The 22,597-nt window shown below is 55.9% G+C and carries 15 protein-coding genes; 6 read left to right on the top strand and 9 right to left on the bottom strand.

Going from position 1 to position 22,597, the window contains the following annotated elements; genetic code table 11:
• Positions 1-150: 150 nt before the first annotated feature.
• Both SH248x_RS09705 and SH248x_RS09700 read right to left on the bottom strand, forming a co-directional pair.
• The gene (locus SH248x_RS09705; protein WP_459558337.1) at positions 151-1,338 is read right to left on the bottom strand and encodes a sensor histidine kinase; all 1,188 of its coding nucleotides are present in this window, start codon (positions 1,336-1,338) and stop codon (positions 151-153) included.
• Positions 1,339-1,535: 197 nt separating this feature from the next.
• On the bottom strand, positions 1,536-3,167 hold the full coding sequence (locus SH248x_RS09700) for an FAD-dependent monooxygenase (protein WP_459558336.1): 1,632 nt from the start codon (positions 3,165-3,167) through the stop codon (positions 1,536-1,538).
• A 251-nt stretch (positions 3,168-3,418) separates the two neighbouring features.
• On the opposite strand from SH248x_RS09700, the gene SH248x_RS09695 reads away from it, so the two are divergent.
• The 3 genes from SH248x_RS09695 to SH248x_RS09685 all read left to right on the top strand — a co-directional run bounded on the left by SH248x_RS09695 (position 3,419) and on the right by SH248x_RS09685 (position 8,037).
• Positions 3,419-3,814, top strand: coding sequence for a BlaI/MecI/CopY family transcriptional regulator (locus SH248x_RS09695; RefSeq protein WP_459558335.1), 396 nt, complete (start codon positions 3,419-3,421; stop codon positions 3,812-3,814).
• A gap of 3 nt (positions 3,815-3,817) precedes the next feature.
• The gene (locus SH248x_RS09690; protein WP_459558334.1) at positions 3,818-5,650 is read left to right on the top strand and encodes a M56 family metallopeptidase; all 1,833 of its coding nucleotides are present in this window, start codon (positions 3,818-3,820) and stop codon (positions 5,648-5,650) included.
• Positions 5,651-5,724: 74 nt separating this feature from the next.
• Positions 5,725-8,037 (top strand): carboxypeptidase-like regulatory domain-containing protein, encoded by a 2,313-nt coding sequence (locus tag SH248x_RS09685; RefSeq protein WP_459558333.1) that lies wholly within the window; start codon positions 5,725-5,727, stop codon positions 8,035-8,037.
• Positions 8,038-8,134: 97 nt separating this feature from the next.
• Here the strand turns inward: SH248x_RS09685 and SH248x_RS09680 are convergent, their stop codons facing one another.
• The 7 genes from SH248x_RS09680 to SH248x_RS09650 all read right to left on the bottom strand — a co-directional run bounded on the left by SH248x_RS09680 (position 8,135) and on the right by SH248x_RS09650 (position 16,662).
• Positions 8,135-10,843, bottom strand: coding sequence for a hybrid sensor histidine kinase/response regulator (locus SH248x_RS09680; RefSeq protein ID WP_459558332.1), 2,709 nt, complete (start codon positions 10,841-10,843; stop codon positions 8,135-8,137).
• A 169-nt stretch (positions 10,844-11,012) separates the two neighbouring features.
• A complete protein-coding gene (locus tag SH248x_RS09675; protein WP_459558331.1) occupies positions 11,013-12,512 on the bottom strand; it encodes an ABC transporter permease/substrate-binding protein in 1,500 nt (499 codons plus the stop codon).
• Between the two features lie 291 nt (positions 12,513-12,803).
• Complete coding sequence (locus SH248x_RS09670) at positions 12,804-13,334, bottom strand: REP-associated tyrosine transposase (RefSeq protein WP_459558330.1); 531 nt, start codon at positions 13,332-13,334, stop codon at positions 12,804-12,806.
• A gap of 187 nt (positions 13,335-13,521) precedes the next feature.
• Positions 13,522-14,265 carry an ATP-binding cassette domain-containing protein gene (locus SH248x_RS09665; protein ID WP_459558329.1) on the bottom strand — a complete coding sequence of 248 codons (744 nt, stop codon included), beginning with the start codon at positions 14,263-14,265 and terminating at the stop codon, positions 13,522-13,524.
• Entirely contained in the window at positions 14,258-15,124 is an 867-nt protein-coding gene (locus SH248x_RS09660) for a lysophospholipid acyltransferase family protein (RefSeq protein WP_459558328.1), read from the bottom strand. The genes SH248x_RS09665 and SH248x_RS09660 overlap by 8 nt, the downstream gene beginning before the upstream one ends.
• 206 nt (positions 15,125-15,330) lie before the next feature.
• Positions 15,331-15,777: a polyribonucleotide nucleotidyltransferase gene (locus SH248x_RS09655; RefSeq protein ID WP_459558327.1), complete on the bottom strand. Its 447-nt coding sequence runs from the start codon at positions 15,775-15,777 to the stop codon at positions 15,331-15,333.
• 315 nt (positions 15,778-16,092) lie between these two features.
• Positions 16,093-16,662 carry a uracil-DNA glycosylase family protein gene (locus SH248x_RS09650; protein WP_459558326.1) on the bottom strand — a complete coding sequence of 190 codons (570 nt, stop codon included), beginning with the start codon at positions 16,660-16,662 and terminating at the stop codon, positions 16,093-16,095.
• A 223-nt stretch (positions 16,663-16,885) separates the two neighbouring features.
• On the opposite strand from SH248x_RS09650, the gene SH248x_RS09645 reads away from it, so the two are divergent.
• The 3 genes from SH248x_RS09645 (at position 16,886) to SH248x_RS09635 (ending at position 22,537) form a co-directional block, all read left to right on the top strand.
• Positions 16,886-17,605: a 3-keto-disaccharide hydrolase gene (locus SH248x_RS09645; RefSeq protein ID WP_459558325.1), complete on the top strand. Its 720-nt coding sequence runs from the start codon at positions 16,886-16,888 to the stop codon at positions 17,603-17,605.
• A 76-nt stretch (positions 17,606-17,681) separates the two neighbouring features.
• The gene (locus SH248x_RS09640; protein WP_459558324.1) at positions 17,682-18,104 is read left to right on the top strand and encodes a GNAT family N-acetyltransferase; all 423 of its coding nucleotides are present in this window, start codon (positions 17,682-17,684) and stop codon (positions 18,102-18,104) included.
• A 212-nt stretch (positions 18,105-18,316) separates the two neighbouring features.
• Positions 18,317-22,537 carry an ATP-dependent RNA helicase HrpA family protein gene (locus SH248x_RS09635; RefSeq protein WP_459558323.1) on the top strand — a complete coding sequence of 1,407 codons (4,221 nt, stop codon included), beginning with the start codon at positions 18,317-18,319 and terminating at the stop codon, positions 22,535-22,537.
• Positions 22,538-22,597: the final 60 nt, after the last annotated feature.

The raw sequence follows: 22,597 nt of genomic DNA, 5'->3' as shown, positions 1-22,597 counted from the left end.
CGCCTTGGATCATTGACTTACGCGATTTGCTGCTCGAATGACCGACTACCCGTCATTCATATTGAGAATGGCAGCACCATTCGGCCCTGCTCATTAGCGGCAGTGACCAGGGGGGAGATGCGAAGTGGGTGGTCTGATCAGTGACTGTCTCTACACAGCTGCCTTGAATGCTTTGTCTAAAGGGGACTTTCCGGTGGTCGGGGAGAATTCCCGGGGGAGGTTGACGGTGAATGCGGTTCCGGTGTTTTCGGACGAGGTTACGGTGATTTTGCCGCCGTGAGATCGGACGATGGACTGGGCGATGTAGAGACCGAGGCCGATACTTCCAGGGCGATCGGGTTTGGAATGGGCGGAGCTTGTGCCGCGTACGAGTGGTTCAAAGATTCTGGAGAGTTCGCCAGCCGGAATGGGCGGTCCGCCGTTGGCGACGACCAACTCAACATCAGCTTCTGTTTCGCTGAGCCTGAGTTCCACAAGGGCGTTGTCGGGGCTGTGCTGGATCGCGTTGCCCATTAGATTCGAGATGGCCTGGCGGAGACGATCTGCATCCCAGTTGCCGCGCATGTTGCCTTTGGATTGAATGCGAATTTGGCGTTTGGGAAAACTGATCTGGAATTCGTGGTACAACTCCTGGCAGAGGAGGCTCAGATCCATTGAGACTGGCGAAACGGGCATTCCTGCTCCCAGACGCGTCCGGGTAAATTCGAGAAGATCGCTGATCATTCTCGCCATGACTCCCGTGTTAGCCGATATCTGAGAAGCGAGTTCGTTGACTTCGGATCCGGGCGGCAGCAGGCGAGGGAGCAACGCGGCTGCCATCGCAATGGAGTTTAGCGGGTTGCGGAGGTCGTGACCGAGGATCGCCAGAAAAAGATCGCGAGACTGATCAACACGGTTTGTGTAACTGCTGACCGCCTTGACCAGTGATTGATCGATCGATTCATTGAACCGGGTGACGTCATCGACGTCGTTATCTTGTGGTTGTGGTCGGCTTTCATGCCATAATCGAAGGACGCTGGCACGCAGGGCGCGATATTCAGACACCAGTTCCAGCAGGTCAAAACCCGAGCCCAGTCGTTCGATGGCATGAAGTTTCGAGGCCTCATCCAGGTTTTCATCTTCTTCGTCGTCAGACGTATTTCCTTTGGACTTTGCGTCTCGCTCTGCATCGCTTTGCTCAGATTGCATGTCCTGGACAGTTGCGAGGAGAATAATCTCGGCGTGGTCGCGCAGCGCGAGAACGTCCATATTCTTATCGGGCGTGATACTGCGGGCGAAGGCTTCCCATTCGAGAAGAATTGGCTCGATATTCGCGACGATGAAATCTGCGAGCCGCATGAATGACCTCAATTTCGGCAATGAGGTGCTGTCCGCAATGATGCTGCGTGCTTGGAAAACTTGTAGACCAGAATCTTATCTATCGTCGCGCGGAATAGCAAAGCAATCCCGGCCTCTGCGTGAAGATCGCAGCCTGTGGGAAGGCTCGAATTACTTTTGCTGCTGATACCGTCAGTTTGTATTGCGTAGGCGTCTAGTTACTTCCTGCGGATGAAGTAGGTGTCCATGAAACTGAGCAGGTGGGAGATGTCGGCGGGTTGATTGCGGTAGGCGATGTAGCCGTCGGGGCGGATGAGGAGGAGGGTCGGGTGGATGGCGTTGAACTTGTGGTGAAGTGTGTTGTCGGTGTCGATCCAGGCCGGGAAATCGAGATTTGGTGTGGAGTCAGGCGTTGTGTCTGGGGTGAGAATGATGTGAGTTGAGAGGGCATCCGGGAAGGTTTCGCTTGCCTGAGTGGCGAGGCGGGTTAATTGGGAGAGCTCCTTTGCGTCGGTGGAACCGGGGATCAGCAGAAGCGTGTGACGCTTGCTATGGATAGCCGAGAACAGATTGGTTTGATGACCGGTCGTGAGGGAGGCGACAGGAGTGTCACAGAGGCGGTCGCCGGCCTGGACTTCGTTGGCGAGGGAGTTCCAGCATTCGCCTGTGAGGGGGCTGCTGCGGTAGTTGATGGAGAGTTCGAACCAGTCATTGCGGATCTTGTCTTTGACGACATGGAAGGAGCCGAGGATGGGGACGATGTGGTTTCGCAGCCAGCGGGCGACGGGGCTGCGGAGGGTGGCCATGGTGGTGAAGCGTGCGGCGTTTTTGAGGACTTCGTCGCCGACGGCGCTGCGTTCGAGAGAGTAGCTTTCGAGGAGTGGTTCGGGCTGGCCTTTGCCCTGCTGAATCAGTGCGAGTTTCCAGGCGAGATTGAAGGCATCCTGCATGCCGGTGTTCATCCCCTGCCCTCCGGCGGGGCTGTGGATGTGGGCGGCGTCGCCGGCGAGCATGACTCGGCCCTGGCGGTAGTCGGAGACTTTGCGTTCGTTAATGCGGAAGTAGGCGAGCCAGATGGGGTCGGAGAGTGTTAACCCGCCGGGACCGCGCAGGTCGACCTTGGCCTGAACTTCAGGGAGTGACAACTCGGAAGGGAGGACGTGACTGCCTGAGGCTCCCAGGTCCATGATGGCGCGGAAGCGGTTGTGATCGATGGGAAAAAACGCGACGACGCCGGTCTCATGCCAGTAGATGCTGACTTCGTCCTTCGCGAGAGGACCTTCGATGTGGACGTCGGCGAGCATCCAGTCATTGGGTTCGGCGTGTCCGGTGAACTCCATGCCGAGGGAGTGACGGACGGTGCTATGGGCTCCGTCGCATCCGACCACGTAAGGAGATGAGACGGCTTCTTCGCGGCCATCAGGGTGACGGAGGATGCAATTGACCTCAGCGCCGGTGTCGGTCATGGAAAGCAGTTCCACCTGACGCTCGACGGTGATGCCTTTGGATGCGAGGTGTTCCAGGAGCAGATGTTCGGTCTGGTTTTGAGGGATCATCAGAGGGAAGCCGAACTTGCTTTCGCTGCTGGTGAGGTCAAGATGGACGAGACGTTCCCCGCCTGCGAACATGCTCCCGCCGGTGAGCTTCAGGCCGGTCTGGACGAACCGGTCGGCAAGGCCCAGGCCATCGAGAAGTTCCATGGTTCTGCACCAGACGGCGAGTGCTTTTGATTTGTCGCTGGGTGCAGTCGACTTATCGATGATACGACAGGGGACGTCGTAATGATTGAGGGCAGCGGCCATCGTGAGGCCGACGGGTCCGGCACCGATGATGAGGATGGGAGGGGTCATGGGGGACTGCCTTCTTGGAGTCGGAAGATTACGTCGATGTCAGCGTCATCAGAATGCGGTATTTTGTAGTTGTATGACAGTGCTAAGTAACGTGTTGCCATAATTTTTGTCGATGTGCGAATCGAGCCACCAGAACTGTGCCGCTACTTTTTTAGCTTTTGTTCTTGCCTGCCTGCTGGTAAGACGCTAATAATGTAGCGCATCGAGTCTTGCTGAATATTTACTCTCATCTCCTATTCCAGGTGTCGATCATGCCGAGCCCTGTTAAGCTTTCGCGTCGCGAACGCGAGATTATGAATCTGCTGTTTGCGAATCAGCGGATGAGCGTGCTCGAAATCTGCCAGAAGCTGCAGGCGTCGCCGACGCCCATGGCTGTGCGCCGGATGTTGGCGATTCTCCAGGAGAAAGGCCACATCAAGCGGGAGAAGGTGGGCAGGGAGTTCATTTATCATCCCAAGCAGTCGCGGGTGAAAGCAGGCTTGAACGCGCTCAAGCAAGTGTTAGAGACCTTCTTCGAGGGATCAATGACGACGGCGCTCGCGACTCATCTGGAAAAGCCGAATGCGAAGCTGAGCGATGAGGATGTGCTAAAGCTCAAGGAGTTGATCGACCAGCATGCCCGTTCTCAAGACAAGAAAGGGGAGTGACCGATGACGACAGACTTTCTGGAACTGGGTTGGAAATCGACGGTCATTCTCACGCTGGCGGCGATCGTTGCCTATGCAATGCGAACGCAGTCGGCGGGGGCGAGGCATCTTGTCTGGAAGCTGGCGTGTTTGTCGCTACTGGTCCTTCCAGCCGGGCAGGCGTGGATGCCAGGATGGAACGTACTGCCGGAAAAGTGGTTCATGGTGTCGTTCGATCCATCCCTAACCGAACCACGCGCGATCGCAGCGACTCACAATCCCCCCGATACCGTCGCGAAGAATCAGGCCGTTTCAACCGAGCCTGCACAGGCTCGTATCCCCACGAATCCTTTCCCGGATCCTGTTTCGACGCCGAACGTGAGAGTTCGCACCCGTGAAGAGACAGTCATCGTGGGAGGCGAACCTCGAATCTTCAGGCCGATTGACCGTGTCGAGATGCCGTCTGCGATACTCTGGCGTTTCAATGCCGTTTTGAGGTGGGTGGTCGTCCTCTGGGGAAGTATCGCTTGCTTACTCATGCTGCGACTTCTCGCCTCCGTATTGATGCTGTGGCGAAAGACTTCTCAGCTGCCCATGATGACTCATGAGCCGCTCCTAACGCTGGTTGCCTCGTTGAGAAGTGATTTGTCATTGAAGCAAACGGTCGATGTTCGTTTTTCGACACCGGAGACGATGCCGATGGTCTGGGGATTGTGGCACCCGGTGATTATCGTGCCAGAAACGATCACATCGTGGCCAATCGAGCAGCAGCGGTCAGTGCTGCTGCATGAACTGGCCCATGTAAAACGACGCGATCCGCTCTGGCAGGTTGTCGTGGAACTGACGAAAGTCATTTACTGGCCGCAGCCTGTGTTGTGGTTGGCGTTACGCCAGATCGAGCGGTTGAGGGAACAGGCCTGTGATGATCTGGTTTTAAACTCCGGCGTCTCCGCAGCAGATTACGCCCGCTCGTTGCTGGATGTTGTTTCGCAGGGACGACTACGACGGATCTGGCCCGCAGTCGGCGTCGCGATCGTCTCGACGCCAAGTATTGAGATGCGGCTGAAGACGATTCTCGATCGAACGGTGAACCGATTCGCTGTTTCGCGGCGGATGGCGATGATCGTTGTCATCGCAGCAATTTCAACAACTGTGATACTGACGTCTTTTCGTCTCACTGTTCCTTCTATTGTTGACGAGCCCATTGCAAAGGATTCTTTGACAAAAGCTGTAATCCAGGTATCACCGAAACAAGAAGAGAATCCGGTCGAGGAAAAGCCAGTCGAAGTCGCTCCGCTGCAGAAAGAGCGTCGGCAGATTGTGCTGGAGTTTTATGGTGAAGACGGCAAACCTGTGCAAGGGGCAAAGGTTGATATTGTGGGGTTGAGGACCCTCGTCAATCACGCGAGTTCTTATGGCTGGTCGGACAAATTCCATGGCAGCAAGCCAGTGGATGTCTCGAATGAGAAAGGTGAAATCACGATTGATTTTCCGGAGTTTGTACTGGAGCAGATGAGGACGTCAGTGCTATTGATCCTCGTCACGCATCCAGAGTTTGCAGCGAAGAATCATGAACTCGATCTATTGAAGCAGAACAGACGAGATGCTCCGGTTTATCTGACGCGACAGAGGGTTCCATTACAGCGCGGCGTCGTGTACCAGATCTCGTTTGCAGGAGAGAACACACCGGTCAGGCCGATGTCGACACTGTCATGTTCAGTGATCTCTGGAGAGGCGATAAAAAGTTTAGCTTTCAGCCGCCGAATACCTTGGTATCAAGTCGACGCGACGATCAGCCGAGGATTGCGCAAGTTGCCCATCGAACGGAATCGGGCGAGATACTGTTCAGTAACGTGATCTCTGACAGCGACTGGATAAAGGAGGGAGAACTGCGAATCGTCAAGGATGTTTTGCTGAGTCCTGGACGTTCGATGTCGGGAAGGATTGATGAGGCCGTTCCTCGACCCGTTAAAAATGGATCTGTGCTGGCTCAATGTGTCTACCTCGATTCCAGTGGTCCCAATAACCAGAAGCGTTTGACATTCGCTGACGCAGTGGAGATACAACCGGATGGCTCATTCAAGTTCGATTCGCTGCCCCGAGATGTTCCGATTCAGTTGGTGGCGATGTGCGATGGCTGGTGTTCGTCGCAGCCGAAACTCAATGAGTTACGAAATGATCCAGAATTCGAACCCTATGTAAAACAACTGCCGGATGTTGGTGACTCCAGTCTTTGGCCACAACTGGTTTCTTCGAGCCAGTCGGATGGTGTGTTCATTCCGATGGAGAAAACGAACACTGTCACGTTGAAATGCCTGGAACCCGAGGGGAAGCCACTGACAGGTGCGAAGGTCAGCGTTTTCCCAAATCTGACTTTTTACGATTGCGGCTCATTTTTGTTGGGGCGTTCGTGGGGTGCGGCTAAAGACTGGATCGGAGTCGACGAGAATGAGACACAGGCACTGCAATTAGAACGACATCATGCCTCAATGAAGCTTTGGACAAGAACAACTGACGAAGATGGACTCGTGAGCTTTGAGAGTTTACCAGACATCACTTACGTCTATGGCAGTCTGGAGCATCCCGAATATCAACTGGCGATGCCTGCGGGAAGTGTACATCGGATGGTCGTGATTCCTGTCAGCAATGAACAGCAGCCGTTTGTAATTCACGCGGAGCGGATTGGTGAAAATCCAATAGGGGAACTGGCGCCCACTGTTGAAGAAGCGGATGATGAAATACCAGTCAATTCACCAGTTCCAGCGGTATCGAATTCAAAGGATCGCGAGCTCTCAGGTGTTGTCGTTGATGAGAAAGGGGCTCCGATTGAAGGAGCTCTTGTTGATGCCTGGCATTGGGTTCCCGGCAACGAAACGAAGACTGATGCAGAAGGTCGTTTCACCTTGACGTTTGATGACGATTCGGAAAGTTATGTGGAAATTCGGGTGACCAAAGAGGGCTACTCTCCTTATTACGATCACCATCAACCAATGGGAGTTCCGCGGTTTAGAGTCGTTTTGGGACAGAAGACCTATTTTGAAGGTCGAGTGACAGGCCCGGATGGGCAAGGTGTGGCGGATGTGGAAGTTCGTGGGGAGCAATCCGGCAAGGAAAATGATGGATACGTCATTGGTTCCATCCCATGGACAACGAAGACGGATGCACAAGGCCGCTATCGACTCTATGCGTTTCCTGATAGCTATCAATTCCTGGTTCGTGTGCCTGGAGTCGGAACGAGTCGCATGTCGGATATCTCCCTGCGAAAGAATGAAGCCAAGCAGGTTGATATCCAGTTGCAGAAAGGGGTTCGATTTGAAGCCGTCGTCTTGGACAGTCAAACGAATCAGCCCGTCTCGGATGTCGTGTTGTGGAACTGGCGTCACCAAGGAATAAAAGCTCGATCAGACTCTGAAGGCAAACTGGTGATCGATGATATGCTGCCGGGAGAATTCGAGTTTGATGTGGGACAAGAACCGTCTGAAATGATCAACTCCTATGTGGTTTATCAACCGAAGACCATCGGACGTTGGTGGTCAGCGGATGCAGTTCACGAGTATCACCAATTGCAACTGAAGCCAGGGAAGTTTCAGGACAACTTCGATAACATGTCATTCGATCTTCAAGTTGGCATGAAGCCCGTGACAATTGTTGTTGAGAAAGGAGTCACGTTCAGCGGGCGTGTGCTAGATCCTGACGGCAAACCTGTCGAGGGGGCAACAGTAGCGCCGGCGAAAACAGGGAGCGGGAATTCATTGACGGGCGATACCCGGTATAGTGTTAAGACGGATGCGGAAGGGAAGTATCGAGTCATGATGCCCGCCGGAAACGACTTTCAGTACAACCTCATTGCGCACGATGGGGACTACAGGGAATGGCGTCACTGGGGGAACGGGATTCGCGAGCCGATTCAAACGAAGCCCGGCGATGTGATTGAAAACTACGATCTCGTTCTGACGCGTTCTGCGACCGTAAGGGGACGCATTCTTGGCGTTGGCCCTTCTGTCGAGGGAACCGAAGTTCGTGCCCATGCAAAAGACATGCGAGAAAATCGTTACTATGACCCGACCACAAAAGTCAAAGCGGATGGAACCTTCGAATTGAAGTTCATTCGACCGGGCGAGCATTACATTCAAGTCGAACCGTTTGCTTTTCCGAGCGTTGAAACTCCACAGCCCTCAACAGCAATTGTCACGCTTAAGGCAGGCGAGGTTCTGGAGGGAGTGGAGTTGAGAATGTCCAATTGACGCAGCTTGTCATTGGTTTACTGACTGGTTTGGATATCGTTCTTAAAGACGCGCCGCCTTCTTACAATTGGAGAAATCTCTTGAGACAGGAGTCGATTCATGGAAGCTGCCCCAACACCTGATCGAGTGCCTGGCTGCTGATTGGTTTGATGAGGTGGGTGTTGAAACCAGCCTGCGTGGCGGCGAGTTTGTCTTCTTCTCTGCCGAAGCCGGTGAGGGCGACCATGGGGATCGAGATGCCTGCGGCACGGGCGCGTTTTGCGGCTTCGTAGCCATTCATGATGGGCATGCCGATGTCCATGAGGACGAGGTCGTAGGCGCCGGACTGGAGAGCGGAGAGGGCTTCTTCGCCGTTGCTGGCGGTTTCGACAACGTGGCCTTTGGTGGTCAGGAGCATCGAGAGCATGCGGGCGATCGTGGGGCTATCGTCGACGACGAGGATTCTGCGAGACGTCGGGGCAGTTTGTTTCGGGATGGGTTGAGCGGGGGCAGAGACGGTCGTTGGAACTGGGACCTCGTGTTGGCGGATCGGGAGACGGACGGTGAATTCACTGCCGGTGCCGAGGCCCTGGCTGTGTGCCTCGACGGTGCCATCGTGGTGCTCGACGAGTGCACGGACGAGGGAGAGGCCGATCCCTAACCCGCCTTGTGAGCGGTCGACGGCGGACTGGACCTGCGAGAACATCTCGAAGAGTCTGGGGAGGTGTTCGGGTGGAATGCCGATGCCGTGGTCACGGACGATGACGCAGACTTCATGATCCAAACAATTGACGATGACGCAGATGGCGCCGTTGGGTTCGCTGTACTTGGCGGCGTTGGTGAGGAGGTTGGAGAAGATCTGCGCGAGTCGAACGGGATCGCCGACGAGAGGGATTGGTTCTTTGACGGTCTGGATATTGAGCTGATGCTGACCGGCTGTGATCAGTGGCATCGAGGTTTCGATGGCAGACTGAAGGACCTGCTGAAGGATGACTGGTTCGTGTCGGAGTTGGAGTTTGCCGTTGGTGATGCGGCTGATATCGAGGAGGTCGTCAATGAGACGGACCATATGAGTGACTTGGCGGTCGATGGCGTCGCGGATTTCGTCGATGACGGGATCATCGATCGAGGTCAGCTTGAGGAGTTCGGTGGCGCTGCGGATAGGGGCGAGCGGATTGCGAAGCTCGTGAGCCAGGGTGGCAAGGAAGTTGTCTTTGCGACGGTCGGCGTCACGCAGGGCCTTCTCAGCAGCTTTGACGTCTTCGACATCGGTGCAGGTTCCGAACCAGCGGGTGATCTGACCGTGCTCATCTTTGAGTGGCAGGGCGCGACCGATAAACCAGCGGTAGACACCATCGGTACGCCGAAAACGATACTCGATCGCGTAAAGTTCGCCAGTGCGAAGCGCCTCCTGCCAGCGTTGGGCGGAGGGCTCGTAATCGTCGGGATGCAGATACTCTTTCCAGTTCCAGCCCTGTCCGGATTCATGCGGGTCATATTCCCCGCCGGGTTCGTGGGGAAGAGGCATGCCGGTGTATTCGTACCAGCGTTTGTTGAAGTAGTCGTGGTAGCCGTCGGGACGAGTACTCCAGACGATTTGAGGCATGGTGTCCGTGATGAGTCGGAACTTTTCCTCGCTGACGCGGAGGGCTTGTTCGGCATCTCGCTGTTCGGTGATGTCGACGTGGACGCCTACCCATTCACGAATGGTGCCGTCTTCATTGAAAACGGGAACAGCGCGGATGGCGAAGAAGCGGTAAACGCCGTCGTGACGCAGGAGGCGATGTTCGAAGATGTAAGTCGATCGATGAGCGACCGCTTTTTTCCACGACTCGATAGAGGGCTGGACGTCATCGGGATGGACGGCTTTGGCCCAGCCATAGCCTTGATACTCGTCGTAAGTCTGGCCGGTGAAGGCGGCCCATCCGGGTTGTTCGCCTTGCATCACGCCATCTGAGGAGTTCGTCCAGAGAAGCCCACCGACGGCATCGACGGCGGCGCGGAAGCGGCCTTCGCTAAGCGTCAAGGCGGCCTGATGCTGACGAGCGATGCGTTCGGCGAGTTTGATGGCATCGATGTCGGTGAAGATGCCGAAGGAGCCGATGATGATGCCATCGGAGTTGTAGTTGGGAGTACTCGCGGTGTGCATCCAGATTTCGGAACCATCGGCTCGTCGCCAGCGGGCTTCGTAGCGTTCGCCGTGACCTTCGCCACGGTCTTTGAGACGGATGCGGGCGCGACGTTGTTCTTCCTCGAAGAGGAAGTCGAGGGCCGATCTGCCGATCAGTTCATCGACCGGGCAGCCGAGGAGTTCGGCCATGCGACGGTTGGCGAACTGGATCGTACCGTCGAGGGAAACTTCGAGTACACCATCGTTGGCGTTTTCGACAATGGTCTGGCAGCGATCTCTCAGACGGTGTTGTTCGGACCGCTCGTTATGAATATCGGTGCACGTGCCAAACCAAATGACGGGTTGGCCGTTTGAATCGAGCAGTGGCTCGGCACGGATGAGGAACCAGCGATATTCACCGCTTCCACCCAGGAAACGGTTTTGTGTTTCGAGGGGGGTGAAGTGCTTGAGGGAGTGCTCCCAATGACTGGAGGAATCCGAGTAGTCATCTGGATGAATGAGTTTCTTCCAGGCACCTGACTGTGCGTGATCGGAATCGAGACCGGTATATTCGATCCAGCGCCGGTTAACGAATTCGAGTTCGCCGTCGGGGCGGGCGGTCCAGACAAGCTGAGGAAGCGTCTCGGCCAGAATACGAAATGGCTCGAGTGGATCAGAGTTTGAGGTGAGCCAGTCGCGTAGCACCAGTGAGGTCATGGAGGTCCGATTCGCCGTAGGTGGCGTGGCCGGAATGGATTCATTATGTGACATCATGTCACAGCTGAGTTGAACCGGATGAAAATGATGAGGAAAACGTCGATCATTTTACCTGTTTTGTGCTGATATGCGAGAGAATGCTGATCAAAGTTTCGCGTTTCGGCGGCGACTACGATGCGGTGGTGAATCGTTTTTCAAAGGCGTTAAAGACCTGTTCAACGAGTAAAGCGAGGATGGCGGCGGGGATGGCGCCCTGGAAGATGAGGCCGTAATCGAGCAGGCGGATGCCGGTGAGGATCGGTTGTCCGTAGCCCCCTGCCCCGATGAGGGCACCGATCGTCGCCGTCCCGACGTTGATGACGGCCGCTGTCTTGATGCCAGCGAGGATGGAACGGGCTGCGAGAGGGAGTTCGATTTTGATGAGACGGGCCATCATCGGGAGGCCGAGGGCTTGGGCGGATTCGTGAATGCTTTGGGGGATGTTTTTGAGACCTGTGTACGTGTTGCGGACGATCGGGAGAAGGCTGTAAAGAAAGAGGGCAAAAATCGCTGGCCAGGTCCCCAGACCAATGAGAGGAATCATGAAGACGAGGATCGCCAGTGAAGGGATCGTCTGGATGATGCCGGTGATGGTGAGGATGAGGTGTCCCCATTTGGGGTTTTGATACGCAACGACACCCAGAGGGATCGAGACGATGATCGCCGCGGCCAGTGAAATTGTGACGAGGAAGAGGTGATCGTAGGTGTTGCGCAGAAAGTCAGTGAGGGCACGACGGATGTCTTGGCGCTGGCCGGTTGCGGGGATTGGGATCGTCGGGTCGATGTTCTGCTGCAGGAAGGTGGCAGCGATCAGGCGTTCCGACTTGTGATCAATGATCGCCTCGGCATTGAGGGCAATCATGGTGTTCTCGTTGATTTTCTGCTGGAGGGAGAGGAACGCGTTCACGACTTGGGGAGCGCGGGATTTCAGATCGTCGCGGTAGAGGATGACGGCCTGATATTCGGGGAAGTAATGGAGGTCATCTTCGAGGACGACGAGGTTCTCAGCCTGAATTTCCGCGTCGGTGGTGTAGAGGTCGATGACGTCCAGAGAGCCGGTGCGAAGGGCTTGGTAGGCGATTGCGTGGTCCATGCCACGGGGGGAAGCATTGTTAAGATTATAAACGCGACGTAAGCCGGGCCAGCCATCCTGGCGTTTGAGAAATTCGTCGGAAAAGCCGATGCGGAGATCGGGGTGTTGTTGGAGGTCAGAGATTTTCTTGAGGCCGAGTTTCTTCGCGGTTTCCTGTTTGATGCCAAGGGCGTAGGTGTTGTTGAAGCCAAGTGAGTTGGACATCTCGACCCCCTGCTCTGCGAGTTCGCGTTTCATCTCGTCGAAGGAGATGCCGGGCTGACTGCGGAGGATTTCAGTCGAGATCGTGCCGGTGTATTCGACGTAGGCGTCGATCTCACCTTTGAGGAGCCCCTGGTAGACAACCTGAGTGCCGCCGAGTTGCTTGCGATGATTGACATCGCCGCTGGTGTGCGAGGAAAGTTGAGAGAGCATTTCGCCGAGGATGACGGACTCGGTGAAGGCTTTGGAGCCGATGGTGATCTTGGGTTTGGAGGGGCTTTGGGCGAAGGTGGGAGAGGGGAAGAGCAGGAGGAGAACGATGATGAGAATGGGCATGGGGGTGTCTCAGGGAGGATGATTTCTAGGGGTGGCCCAGCCGTTCATGGCTGGGTCGCGCAGCGACAAGAAGTGGCGCCATGCGGAATCAAATTCGAGTTGACGTGGTGAGCTCAGTTGGATGCGTATGGTGACGCTTCTTGTGAGCTTTGCTCACCCAGCCGTGAACGGCTGGGCCACCCAGGGATCAAGTTCGAGTTGACGTGGTGAGCTCGGTTGGATGCGTATGGTGATGTATCTTGTGAGCTTTGTTCACCCAGCCATGAACGGCTGGGCCACCCGGGAGTGATTTTAATGGTCATTCAATTCTAAGCCCGGGGGCCAAGAGATCGGGAGGTAGACAGTGCTTCGGCTTTCATACCATCGGGCGGAACTCCAAGGATAGTCGGTGATCCGTTCGCAGAGATGGGCACGGATGGGGTTTGTGTGCATGTAATCGAGTTTCTCAAGGACCTTCTTGCGATTCCAGATGTTGAATCCGTAGTGACGTGTCTGCCAGATAGGATCGTTATCGTCGACTCGGGACCAGTACTGCGGATACCTTGTTCGAAAGAGTTGTTTCAGGTGGAATGACGATTGGTTTTTCCAATGGTCGAGAAAGTCGGAAAGTTGCCCGGTGTGAGGAAACCAGACGAGTGTGTGGACGTGATCAGGCATGATGACGTAACCAAGGCAGATGCCTTTCAGGCGGGCCAACTGGCTGCCCAGGCTGCCAATGATCATGCGTTTGGCGCGTGGTGTTTTGGCATACTTGCGGCGTTTAAAGCAGGAGAACGTGATGAAGTGAATGTGCTTTTCGTCATCATAGGATTGCTGCTTCATGGCGGTGAAGTTCAAGTTGTCTTGCAATAAGATGGGTGGTCCAGCCGTTCATGGCTGGGTGAGCAACGCTCACAAGAAGCGTCACCATACGCGTTCAATTGTATTCACGGGGCCGACAGGAATTCATTCCCGCATGGCGCTGGGTATCTTGTCGCTGCGCGACCCAGCCATGAACGGCTGGGCCACCCTAAGTGGGGTCCAAGATGAGCGGGCGGTGGGCTTGGAGGAAGCGGGTGACGAAGTCGCTGGCGGGGTTGGACGCGAATTCGTCGATGGTGCCCAATTGCAGAATCTGGCCGGCTTCGAGGAGGGCGACTTGGCTGCTGAAGAAGGCGGCTTCGCTGAGGTCGTGGGTGACGAAGACGACGGCCTTTTTGAGTTCTTCGAAGATCTGTTTGAGGTCTTCCTGGAGTTCATAACGGACGATGGGATCGAGAGCGCCGAGGGGTTCGTCGAAGAGCAGAAGAGGCGGGTCGAGCATGAGGGCGCGCATGATCGCCACCCGTTGACGCTGACCGCCGGAGATCTTGGAGGGGAGGCGATCGAGTGCAGATTTGGGAAAGCGGGTCAGATTGCAGAGGTCATCGAGGCGTTGGTCGCGCTCGTCGCGGGTCATGATTTTCAAATGACGAGCCATCAGCATGATGTTGTCGCGAATACTCATGTGAGGGAACAGTCCGCCGTCCTGGAGGACGTAGCCCATGCGCGTGCGGAGTTTCAGGACGTTTGAGGAAGTCAGTTCTTCTCCATCGAAACGGACCGAGCCGCTGTCCGGTTCAATCAAGCCGATCATGATGCGCAGCAGTGTTGATTTGCCGCAGCCGGAGGGGCCGATGAGGACGAGCGTTTCGCCGGGGGTGACACACAGAGAGAGGGGATGGAGGACGGTGTGGGAGCCGTAGGTCTTGGAGATGTCTTGGAGTTCAAGCATGGGTGGCCTCCGCGGGTTGGAGGCTCATGCTGGAAAGACTTGAGAGATCCGCAGAGGGGGGAGTGATGGGGAGCAGAGACGCAAGTTGTTGGTCCGCACAGCGGATCTTACGGAGGGGATGATACGGGATGTGAGAGACGGGTTCGGGACCCTCAGCGTTGTAGAAAGAATCGAGGAAGGCGTTGAAGGCGCGCTTGTCGTGAAGCGGGAGATCGTCTCGTTGAAACTCCTGCATGTACATCGTCACGCGTCGCTTGGGGAGAAAGAAGAACAGCGAGGCGAACATCGTGAAGAACGCAAACCAGAGTGTCCGTGTCAGATTCGGGACGCCGCCCGTGCGTTGGCAGCAGAACCGGGAGCCCCAGATGCCACGGGTCCGGACGAGAAGGATTTTTGCGTCGGGGCAGCGCTGGACAAGATCGTAAGCACCGCGGGCGGCTCCGACGATTTCGTGACCTTGTCGTTGAAGCTTGCCAGAGGGATACAGAAGAATGTGCTGGCCGTTGTTGAGTGCGTCAGCGGACCGGTCAAGGACTTCCTGGGAGGCTTTGTAGACTTCGCGGTTGGGTTTCTCCGACCAGGGAACTTCAAACGCGTTGACAGCTTTCAGAAACGGGTACATTGCCGCGTGACGGTACGTCCCGGAGAAGACCAGTGGGCGTGGCAGTTCCTTCAGCGGCAGCGACGCCATCACAAGGACAGGGTCAAGGTAGCTGGGATGGTTCGGCAGGATCAGGACCGGGCCGTTGTTGAGGGACTCAGTATCGAGATTCTGGTCGTGCTGGACGTCGATGTCGTAACGAAGTGAGACGAAAAATCGGCCAAGAGGGACCAGCAACCGGTGAGCAATCGAGGGCATGTATGGTTCTCCGCATTAAGCATAAAAGTGGAGCTACCAGACAGGCGAGACCGATTTCGGGATGTCACGGGGATTTTTGGAAAATTTCGAGAAAGGGACTACGCGGAACGGCGATCCAGATTCAACGCCAAGGCGCAACGACGCAAAGGATTCAAAGAAGTACCAAGCTGGATCGAAAGCGACAGCAACTTGCTTGAAATTTCGAATCACGACAGGCTTTTCAGCGTGGTCCAAAAGTCGCGGAGTTTGTTCATTGGTTTGGTGGTGAGGCGGTTGTCGACCAATGAGATTTTAGTGCCGGTCTTTTCTTCGACCGCTTTTTCGATGTTTTCGCGACTCGGCTTGGTATGAACGACGGTGAATTTTTCCGTATCGATTTCTTCGATGGTCATACTGCTGACAGGCTGGCAGGGTTCTGGCGGCAGGTAGATGGCGCCGGTTGCGAAGTCGACAGCGAATGCAATCACACCGGGGATGAAAAACAGGAGCAGGCCGAGTCCATCGAGTGCAACCACCCCCCAGTCGAGTCGACCATGAGGCTGGCCGCGGCGTTCGGGGTAAAGAATAGTGCCGCAGCCCGTCAAAGACGACGAAACAGCAGCCACCGCGAGCAGTCGCAGGGTTTGACGTCGAGAGAGGGAATTGATGGGCATAGGTAAGCAGTTCTGTAAGACACGGTGGCCCGCCGCGTCTGACTGGGAAAGAGTTTTGGGATCGGGGCGGGAAGATAGCGGGAAAGTCGACAGGCGCGAAGAGGGCTTCGAGAGGGGGTGTCGAAATGACAAAGACGGGACAATGGGTGGTAATTTGGGTGGCCCAGCCGTTCATGGCTGGGTCGCGTAGCGACAAGAAGCGGCGCCATGCGGGATCAAGTTCGAGTTGACGTGGTGAGTTCAGTTGGATGCGTATGGTGACGCTTCTTGTGAGCGTTGCTCACCCAGCCGTGAACGGTTGGGCCACCCCAAGTATTACTGCTTGATCAGTTCACTGAGGACTGGCAGTACCTCCGATTCAAACCAGGGGTGCTTCTTCAACCAGACGGTGTTACGCCAGCTGGGGTGTGGAAGTGGCAGGAAGTTCGGGAGGTAGTCGCGGTAGGCGGCGACGGTTTCTGTCATCGACGTTTTGCGTTTGTTGCCGAGGTAGAACTTTTGGGAGTATTGGCCGACGAGGAGTGTCAGACGCAGGTTTTTGAGTTGTTTACGGATCTTTGCATGCCAGAGGGGGGCGCATTCGGAGCGTGGCGGGAAGTCGCCACCTTTGACATCCGTGCCAGGATAGCAGAACCCCATTGGGATGAGGGCGAAGCGTTTTGGATCGTAAAATTCCTCGGGAGTGACATTCAGCCAACTGCGGAGTCGGTTACCACTGGGGTCGGACCAGGGTTTGTGATTGACGTGAGCTAACCGCCCAGGGGCCTGGCCGATGATCATGATTTCTGCATCGGGGTGAAAGTTGATGGTCGGGCGTGGCGGGTTGGGGAGAAACTCGGAGCAGACGGTACAGGCGTGGATTTGTTTGAGGAGAAGTTTGGACATGAAGGAATAGTAGGGAAAGGGGCGTCGAGGGTGAAGTGGACCAGTCAAGAGAGAATCAAGAAGCGTCACCCGAACGGTTTTCCTCATGACTCACGACTCAAATCTCCTGACAGGACAAAATCGGGCAAAGAGTTGATTGATAGGGGCACAGAATGTGTCGGTCTCATTGGTGGGTTTTGATATACTCGAAGCGAACCATTCATTTCCCACGAGGAGAGTTTTGATGTCGATGCTTTGGAAATCTTGTCTGCGCGCTCTTGTATTGGTTGTTCTGGCTGTCGCGTGTGTGGATCGTTCAGACGCAGGAGAGCTGAATGTTCCTGAAGGCTACACCGCGATCTTCGATGGAAAAACGCTCAACGGCTGGTACGGCTTGAATCCGCATAACGTCACCAAACTCGAAGGCGAGAAAAAAGAAGCCGCCCTCAAAGCGATGCGCGATGAGTTTGCCAAGCATTGGACGGTCGAGAATGGAGAACTCGTCAATGATGGCCATGGCGCGTACGCGACGACCGCCAAAGACTACGGCGATATCGAGATGCTGATCGAATACAAGACGGTCGCCGCGGCTGACAGCGGGATTTATCTCCGCGGTACGCCTCAGGTCCAGATCTGGGACACGACCGAAGCCGGAGGGAAATGGAACATCGGGGCTGATAAGGGGTCAGGCGGCTTGTTCAACAACTCGCCCGGCAAACCGGGTCAGCATCCGCTCGTGCATGCCGACAAGCCGTTTGGCGAATGGAATACGATGAAAATCAAACAAGTCGGCGACAAGACCTGGGTCTGGCTGAATGACAAGCTCGTCGTCGATGGAGCGGTCATGGAGAACTACTGGGATCGCTCCCAACCACTTCCCTCCAAAGGCCCGATCATGCTGCAGACCCACGGCGGCGAGATTCGCTGGCGGAATATTTTCGTCAAGGAACTGACGAAGGAGTAGTCGCGTCGTTTTCGATCGCGAACCTCGCTGTCAGAATAAGTGTCACAAAGACTTGCCCCGAAGACAGGAGGATATCGTGTTTGAAGTCCGTGAACTGGTGAGTGAGGACGAACTGCGATCAACCTTCGAGGTGGTTCGTCAGTTGCGTCCTCATTTGACGGCTGAGAATTATCTGACCGAGCTGCGCGTCGTGCTGGATGGCGGGGCTCGTTTAGCCGCCTGTTTTGACGGGACGCGCGTCGTCGGCTGTGGCGTGTTCCGTGTCCTCCGAAAGCTGTATCTGGGGACGAGCATTTATGTGGACGACCTGATCACCGATGAAAAGACGCGGAGTCGGGGTGTCGGGAAGGCCTTACTGGAGTGGATTGAAGCAGAAGCAAAGCGCCAGGGGATCGACTGGGTGACACTCGACTCCGGCGTGCAGCGGGATCAGGCACATAAATTTTATTTCCGCCAAGGGTACACCGTCGCCTGTTTTAATTTTAAGAAAAAACTCTGAAGGCGAGCGGGGGGTGTCAACCCCCTGTGTCATCGACTCGCAGGCAGTGAAACGCGGATGAATACGGTTAACGGCCCAGAGGGAATTCATCAGAGCTTCTTTCGTACTCTGAGAGTCCTGGCAGCAGTCAGCACAAGGGACAGGGGGTTCACACCCCCCGCTCGCCTTGGGAGGATTGTCGGCTAACAATGCGGGTGTAATAATAGCTGACTATGACAGATGCCAGTTCGACGTTGAATATCTTTGATCGCAGCTACGACCGACGTTTGCAGGACGTGATGCAGGCGGATCGACATCGCCTGACGACGTTTCTCAAAAAGATTCGTTCAGCGAGTAAATCCGGGCAGCCGTTCGATCGCAACTGGAGCAAGTTCGCGTCCCAGCTGGAAGCCAGCGAAAAACAGCTGAAAGATCGTCTGGCGGAGACGTTCAAGATTGGGATTGATAAGAATCTGCCAATCTATTCGCGTCGTGAAGAAATTCAGGCCGCGATTCGGGACCATCAAGTCGTCGTGATCTGCGGAGAGACGGGAAGCGGAAAGTCGACGCAGCTGCCGTTGTTTCTGCTCGAGATGGGGCGTGGGCGACGAGGGTTGATCGGGCATACGCAACCACGTCGGATCGCGGCTCGGTCGGTTTCCGCGCGGGTTGCGCAGGAACTGGGGACGCCGCTGGGCAAGCACGTCGGGTTCAAGGTTCGTTTCAGCGATTCGACCGGCCCGCTGACGATGGTCAAGGTGATGACAGACGGGATCCTGCTCGCTGAGACGCAGGGCGACCGATACCTCGAACAGTACGACACGATCATCGTCGATGAAGCCCACGAGCGAAGTCTGAATATCGACTTCCTGCTGGGCTACCTCAAACAGCTGCTGCCGAAACGCCCGGACCTGCGCGTCATCATCACGTCTGCCACAATCGACGCCGAGCGTTTCGCCGAGTATTTCTCCTCTGAAGGCGAGCGGGGGGTGTCAACCCCCTGTCTTAACGACGCGCAGGCGAGCGAAACAGAAACGAATACGGATAATACATCAGAGGACGAAAGTTCTGAGCTTCTTTCGTATTCAAACAGTCTTGGCAGCAGTCAGCACAAGGGACAGGGGGTTGACACCCCACGCTCGCCTAAGACTTCGCCTATCATTTTCGTTGAGGGGCGGACTTATCCCGTCGAAGTCCGTTATCGCCCGCCCAAGATCGATGAAGAAGATCGAAGCACGGACTGGCGTCAGGCGCTGACCGATGCGTTGCTCGAGCTGGAGAACGAGGGGATGCGGGATGTCCTCGTGTTCCTCCCTTCCGAGCGGGATATTCGCGAAGCAGCCAAGAACCTGCGCGGGCGATTCTTAAGTCAACGCCGAAGTGGTGATGAACTAGAGATCCTGCCGCTGTATGGTCGTCTCTCGCAGGCGGATCAGGAGCGGATTTTTCAGCCGCATCAGAACCGACGGGTCGTCCTGGCGACGAACGTTGCAGAGTCATCGATCACCGTACCCGGAATTGATGCCGTCATCGACCTGGGGCTGGCCCGGATCAGTCGGTACTCGCCTCGGGCCAAGATGCAGCGGCTGCCGATCGAGCCGATCTCGAAGGCGTCCGCGGATCAGCGGAAGGGACGCTGCGGTCGTGTCGGGCCGGGGATCTGCATTCGGCTGTATGACGAAGCGGACTACAACTCGCGCGAAGACTACACCCCGCCGGAAATTTTGCGGACGAATCTGGCGTCAGTCATTCTGCAGACGATGTCATTGAACCTCGGGCCGATTACGGAGTTCCCGTTTCTCGATGCACCTCGCGCTGCGAACATCAATGACGGTTTGCGGACGTTGTTCGAACTCGGCGCGGTCGACGAGAATGATCAGCTGACCGATGTCGGCAGGCAACTGGCATCGCTGCCATCGGACCCGCGTATCGGAAGGATGATTCTTGCAGGGGATCAGGAGCATTGTCTGCATGAACTCCTCATCATCGCCAGTGTGCTGGAGATTCAGGACCCGCGCGACCGTCCGCTCGATAAGCAGCAGGCAGCGGATGAAGCACATGCGAGATTCGCAGTGCCTGGATCGGACTTTTTGACGTTGCTCAAGTTGTGGAATTCGTATCACGAAGTCAAACGTGACCAGTCACGCGGGAAGCTCAAGAAGTGGTGCGAGCAGAATTTTCTCTCGGTCAATCGGATGCGCGAGTGGGGTGAACTGCATCAACAGCTGCAGGAGCTCTGCGAAGAGCGTCGACTCAATGTCCGCAGTCGCAACAGTGACGCCGATGCGATTCACAAGGCGCTGCTGACGGGGTTGCTATCGAGTGTCGCCTACCTGTCGGGCAAGCAGGAGTATATCGGAGCCAACGGGATCAAAGTGCATATCTGGCCGGGGTCGGTACTGTCTCCCGGGAAGATCATCGCGACGAAAGGCAGCACTGGTCCAGCCAATGGTCCCCAAGGTAAGACAGCCGGTGACGATGCGAAGGGGAAGAAGCCAGCGTGGTTCATGGCGGCGGAGATCATCGAAACGAGCAAGCAGTATGCCCGGACGGTTGCGGTCATTCGACCCGAGTGGATCGAGCCGATTTCCAAGCACCTCGTCAAGAAGCTGCATTACGATCCGTTCTGGGACAAACGGGCCGGGCTGGTGAAGTGTTACCAGAACATCACGCTGTTCGGTCTGCCGATCGTGACCCGTCGGACCGTGCGTTACGGACACATCGATCCTGAGCATGCCCGCGAGATCATGATCAAAGAGGGGATCATCAAAGGGGAGATTGTCCTCGAAGAGAATTTCCTCACGAAGAATCAACAGCTGCTCTCACAATTAAACTTGCTGGAAGCCAAGCTGCGTAAGCATGATCTGCTACGGACAGACGATGCCCAGTGGGAGTTTTATGCCGAACGAATTCCGAAAGACATCAACGATGTGCAGGCGCTCGAAAACTGGTGGAAGAAAGTCAAACAGTCTCAGCCTGAGCAATTGACTTTGACGGCAGAGAAAATGCTCGCCGCCGAGGTTCCTTCCGACGTTCAACAGCAGTACCCCGATGAACTGAAGATCGAACACCTGACCCTGCCGTTGCGCTACAAATACGAGCCGGGCGAAGCAGAAGATGGGGTGACGATGGTCGTCCCGCGGGAGGCGCTGCATCAGATCCCTGAGCAACTGCTCGACTGGCTGGTGCCCGGACTGGTCGCCGAGAAGATTGCAGCGGTCCTCAAGTCGCTGCCCAAGCAGATACGGGTCTCGCTGATTCCCTTACCCGAGACAGCGAAGAAACTGTCCGCGAAAATGCCCTATGGGTTTGGACCGTTTTATTCCTCGCTGTCGAAAGAGCTCTCGTATCTGATCGGTCAGAACTATCCCGCAGATCGACTCGTCACACCCGATCTTCCGGGCTATCTGAAGATGGGGGTCGAAGTTGTCGATGAGAACAAAAAACGGCTGGGGTGGTCGAAGTCGTTGACGGATCTGCAGCGACAGTTCCCGCCGCAGAGAGAGACGTGGAAGGGAACTCAGCGTCCTGACAATGATGAAAGGCACAGGGGGTTGACACCCCCCGCTCGCCAGGATGATGTGATGACGACCTGGGCGATCGATAAGCTCGAAGACTCCGTGAAGATTCACCGTGGAGGGATCGATCTTCTCGCGTATCCGTGTCTGGAAGATGTTGGCGAAGGGGTGGTCGTCAAGCTCGCAGAGACGGCTGAGATCGCTCGATCAATGACGCGACTAGGACTGGCGAGGTTGTTCCTGATCGCTCACAAAAAGCAGCTTGATCAGCAGATCGCCCACTGGCCCAAACTGGAAGCGATGGAGCTCTACGGCCGCAAATTCGCAGGGTTTCGTGGGATCCGCACGCAGCTCAAGCAGCTGATCAGTCGACGTGTCTGTCAGCTGGCTGAGCCGCTTCCCAAGAACAAGGTGCAGTACGAACTGTTCCTCAAACAGGGACGCGAGCAGATTCCGAACGTGGTCGCAGAGTTCACGCCCGTCGTGACGAAGATGTATGAGTGGTGCCTGAAGATCGATCAGCACGACTCGGACACTGCCGCTCTTCATCAGCAGGCCCTCTTTGAAATGCAGGAGCAGCGGGAAGCATTGTTCCCGCAGGACTTCTTCCTGATCGTCCCCTACCCTCGCCTGCTGCACTACCCGCGTTACCTGCAGGGGATCGCGCTGCGTTACGAAAAACTCATCGCGCCGCAGGGTGTCCATCGGGATCGCACACGACAACAACAGGTCGAAACCTTCTGGCGTCAGTATGCCCAGACCCCTAAGCCGGTGATGCCGAGTCAGGCGGTGGTGTCTGCTCTCGAGGATTACCGCTGGATGCTGGAGGAATACCGGGTTTCTGTCTTTGCACAGGAACTGGGAACCAACGGCCCAATCTCTCCCCAGCGACTGGAAAAGGCGTGGGAGAAGGTGGTCGGGTTGTTGAAGCGATAACAATCTCCGAAGGCGAGCGGGGGGTGTGAACCCCCTGTGTCATCGACTCGCAGGCGGCGT

The organism is Lacunimicrobium album, assembly GCF_052161635.1.
GTDB lineage: Bacteria > Planctomycetota > Planctomycetia > Planctomycetales > Planctomycetaceae > SXPC01.
This window is presented reverse-complemented; position numbering and strand designations above follow the sequence as displayed.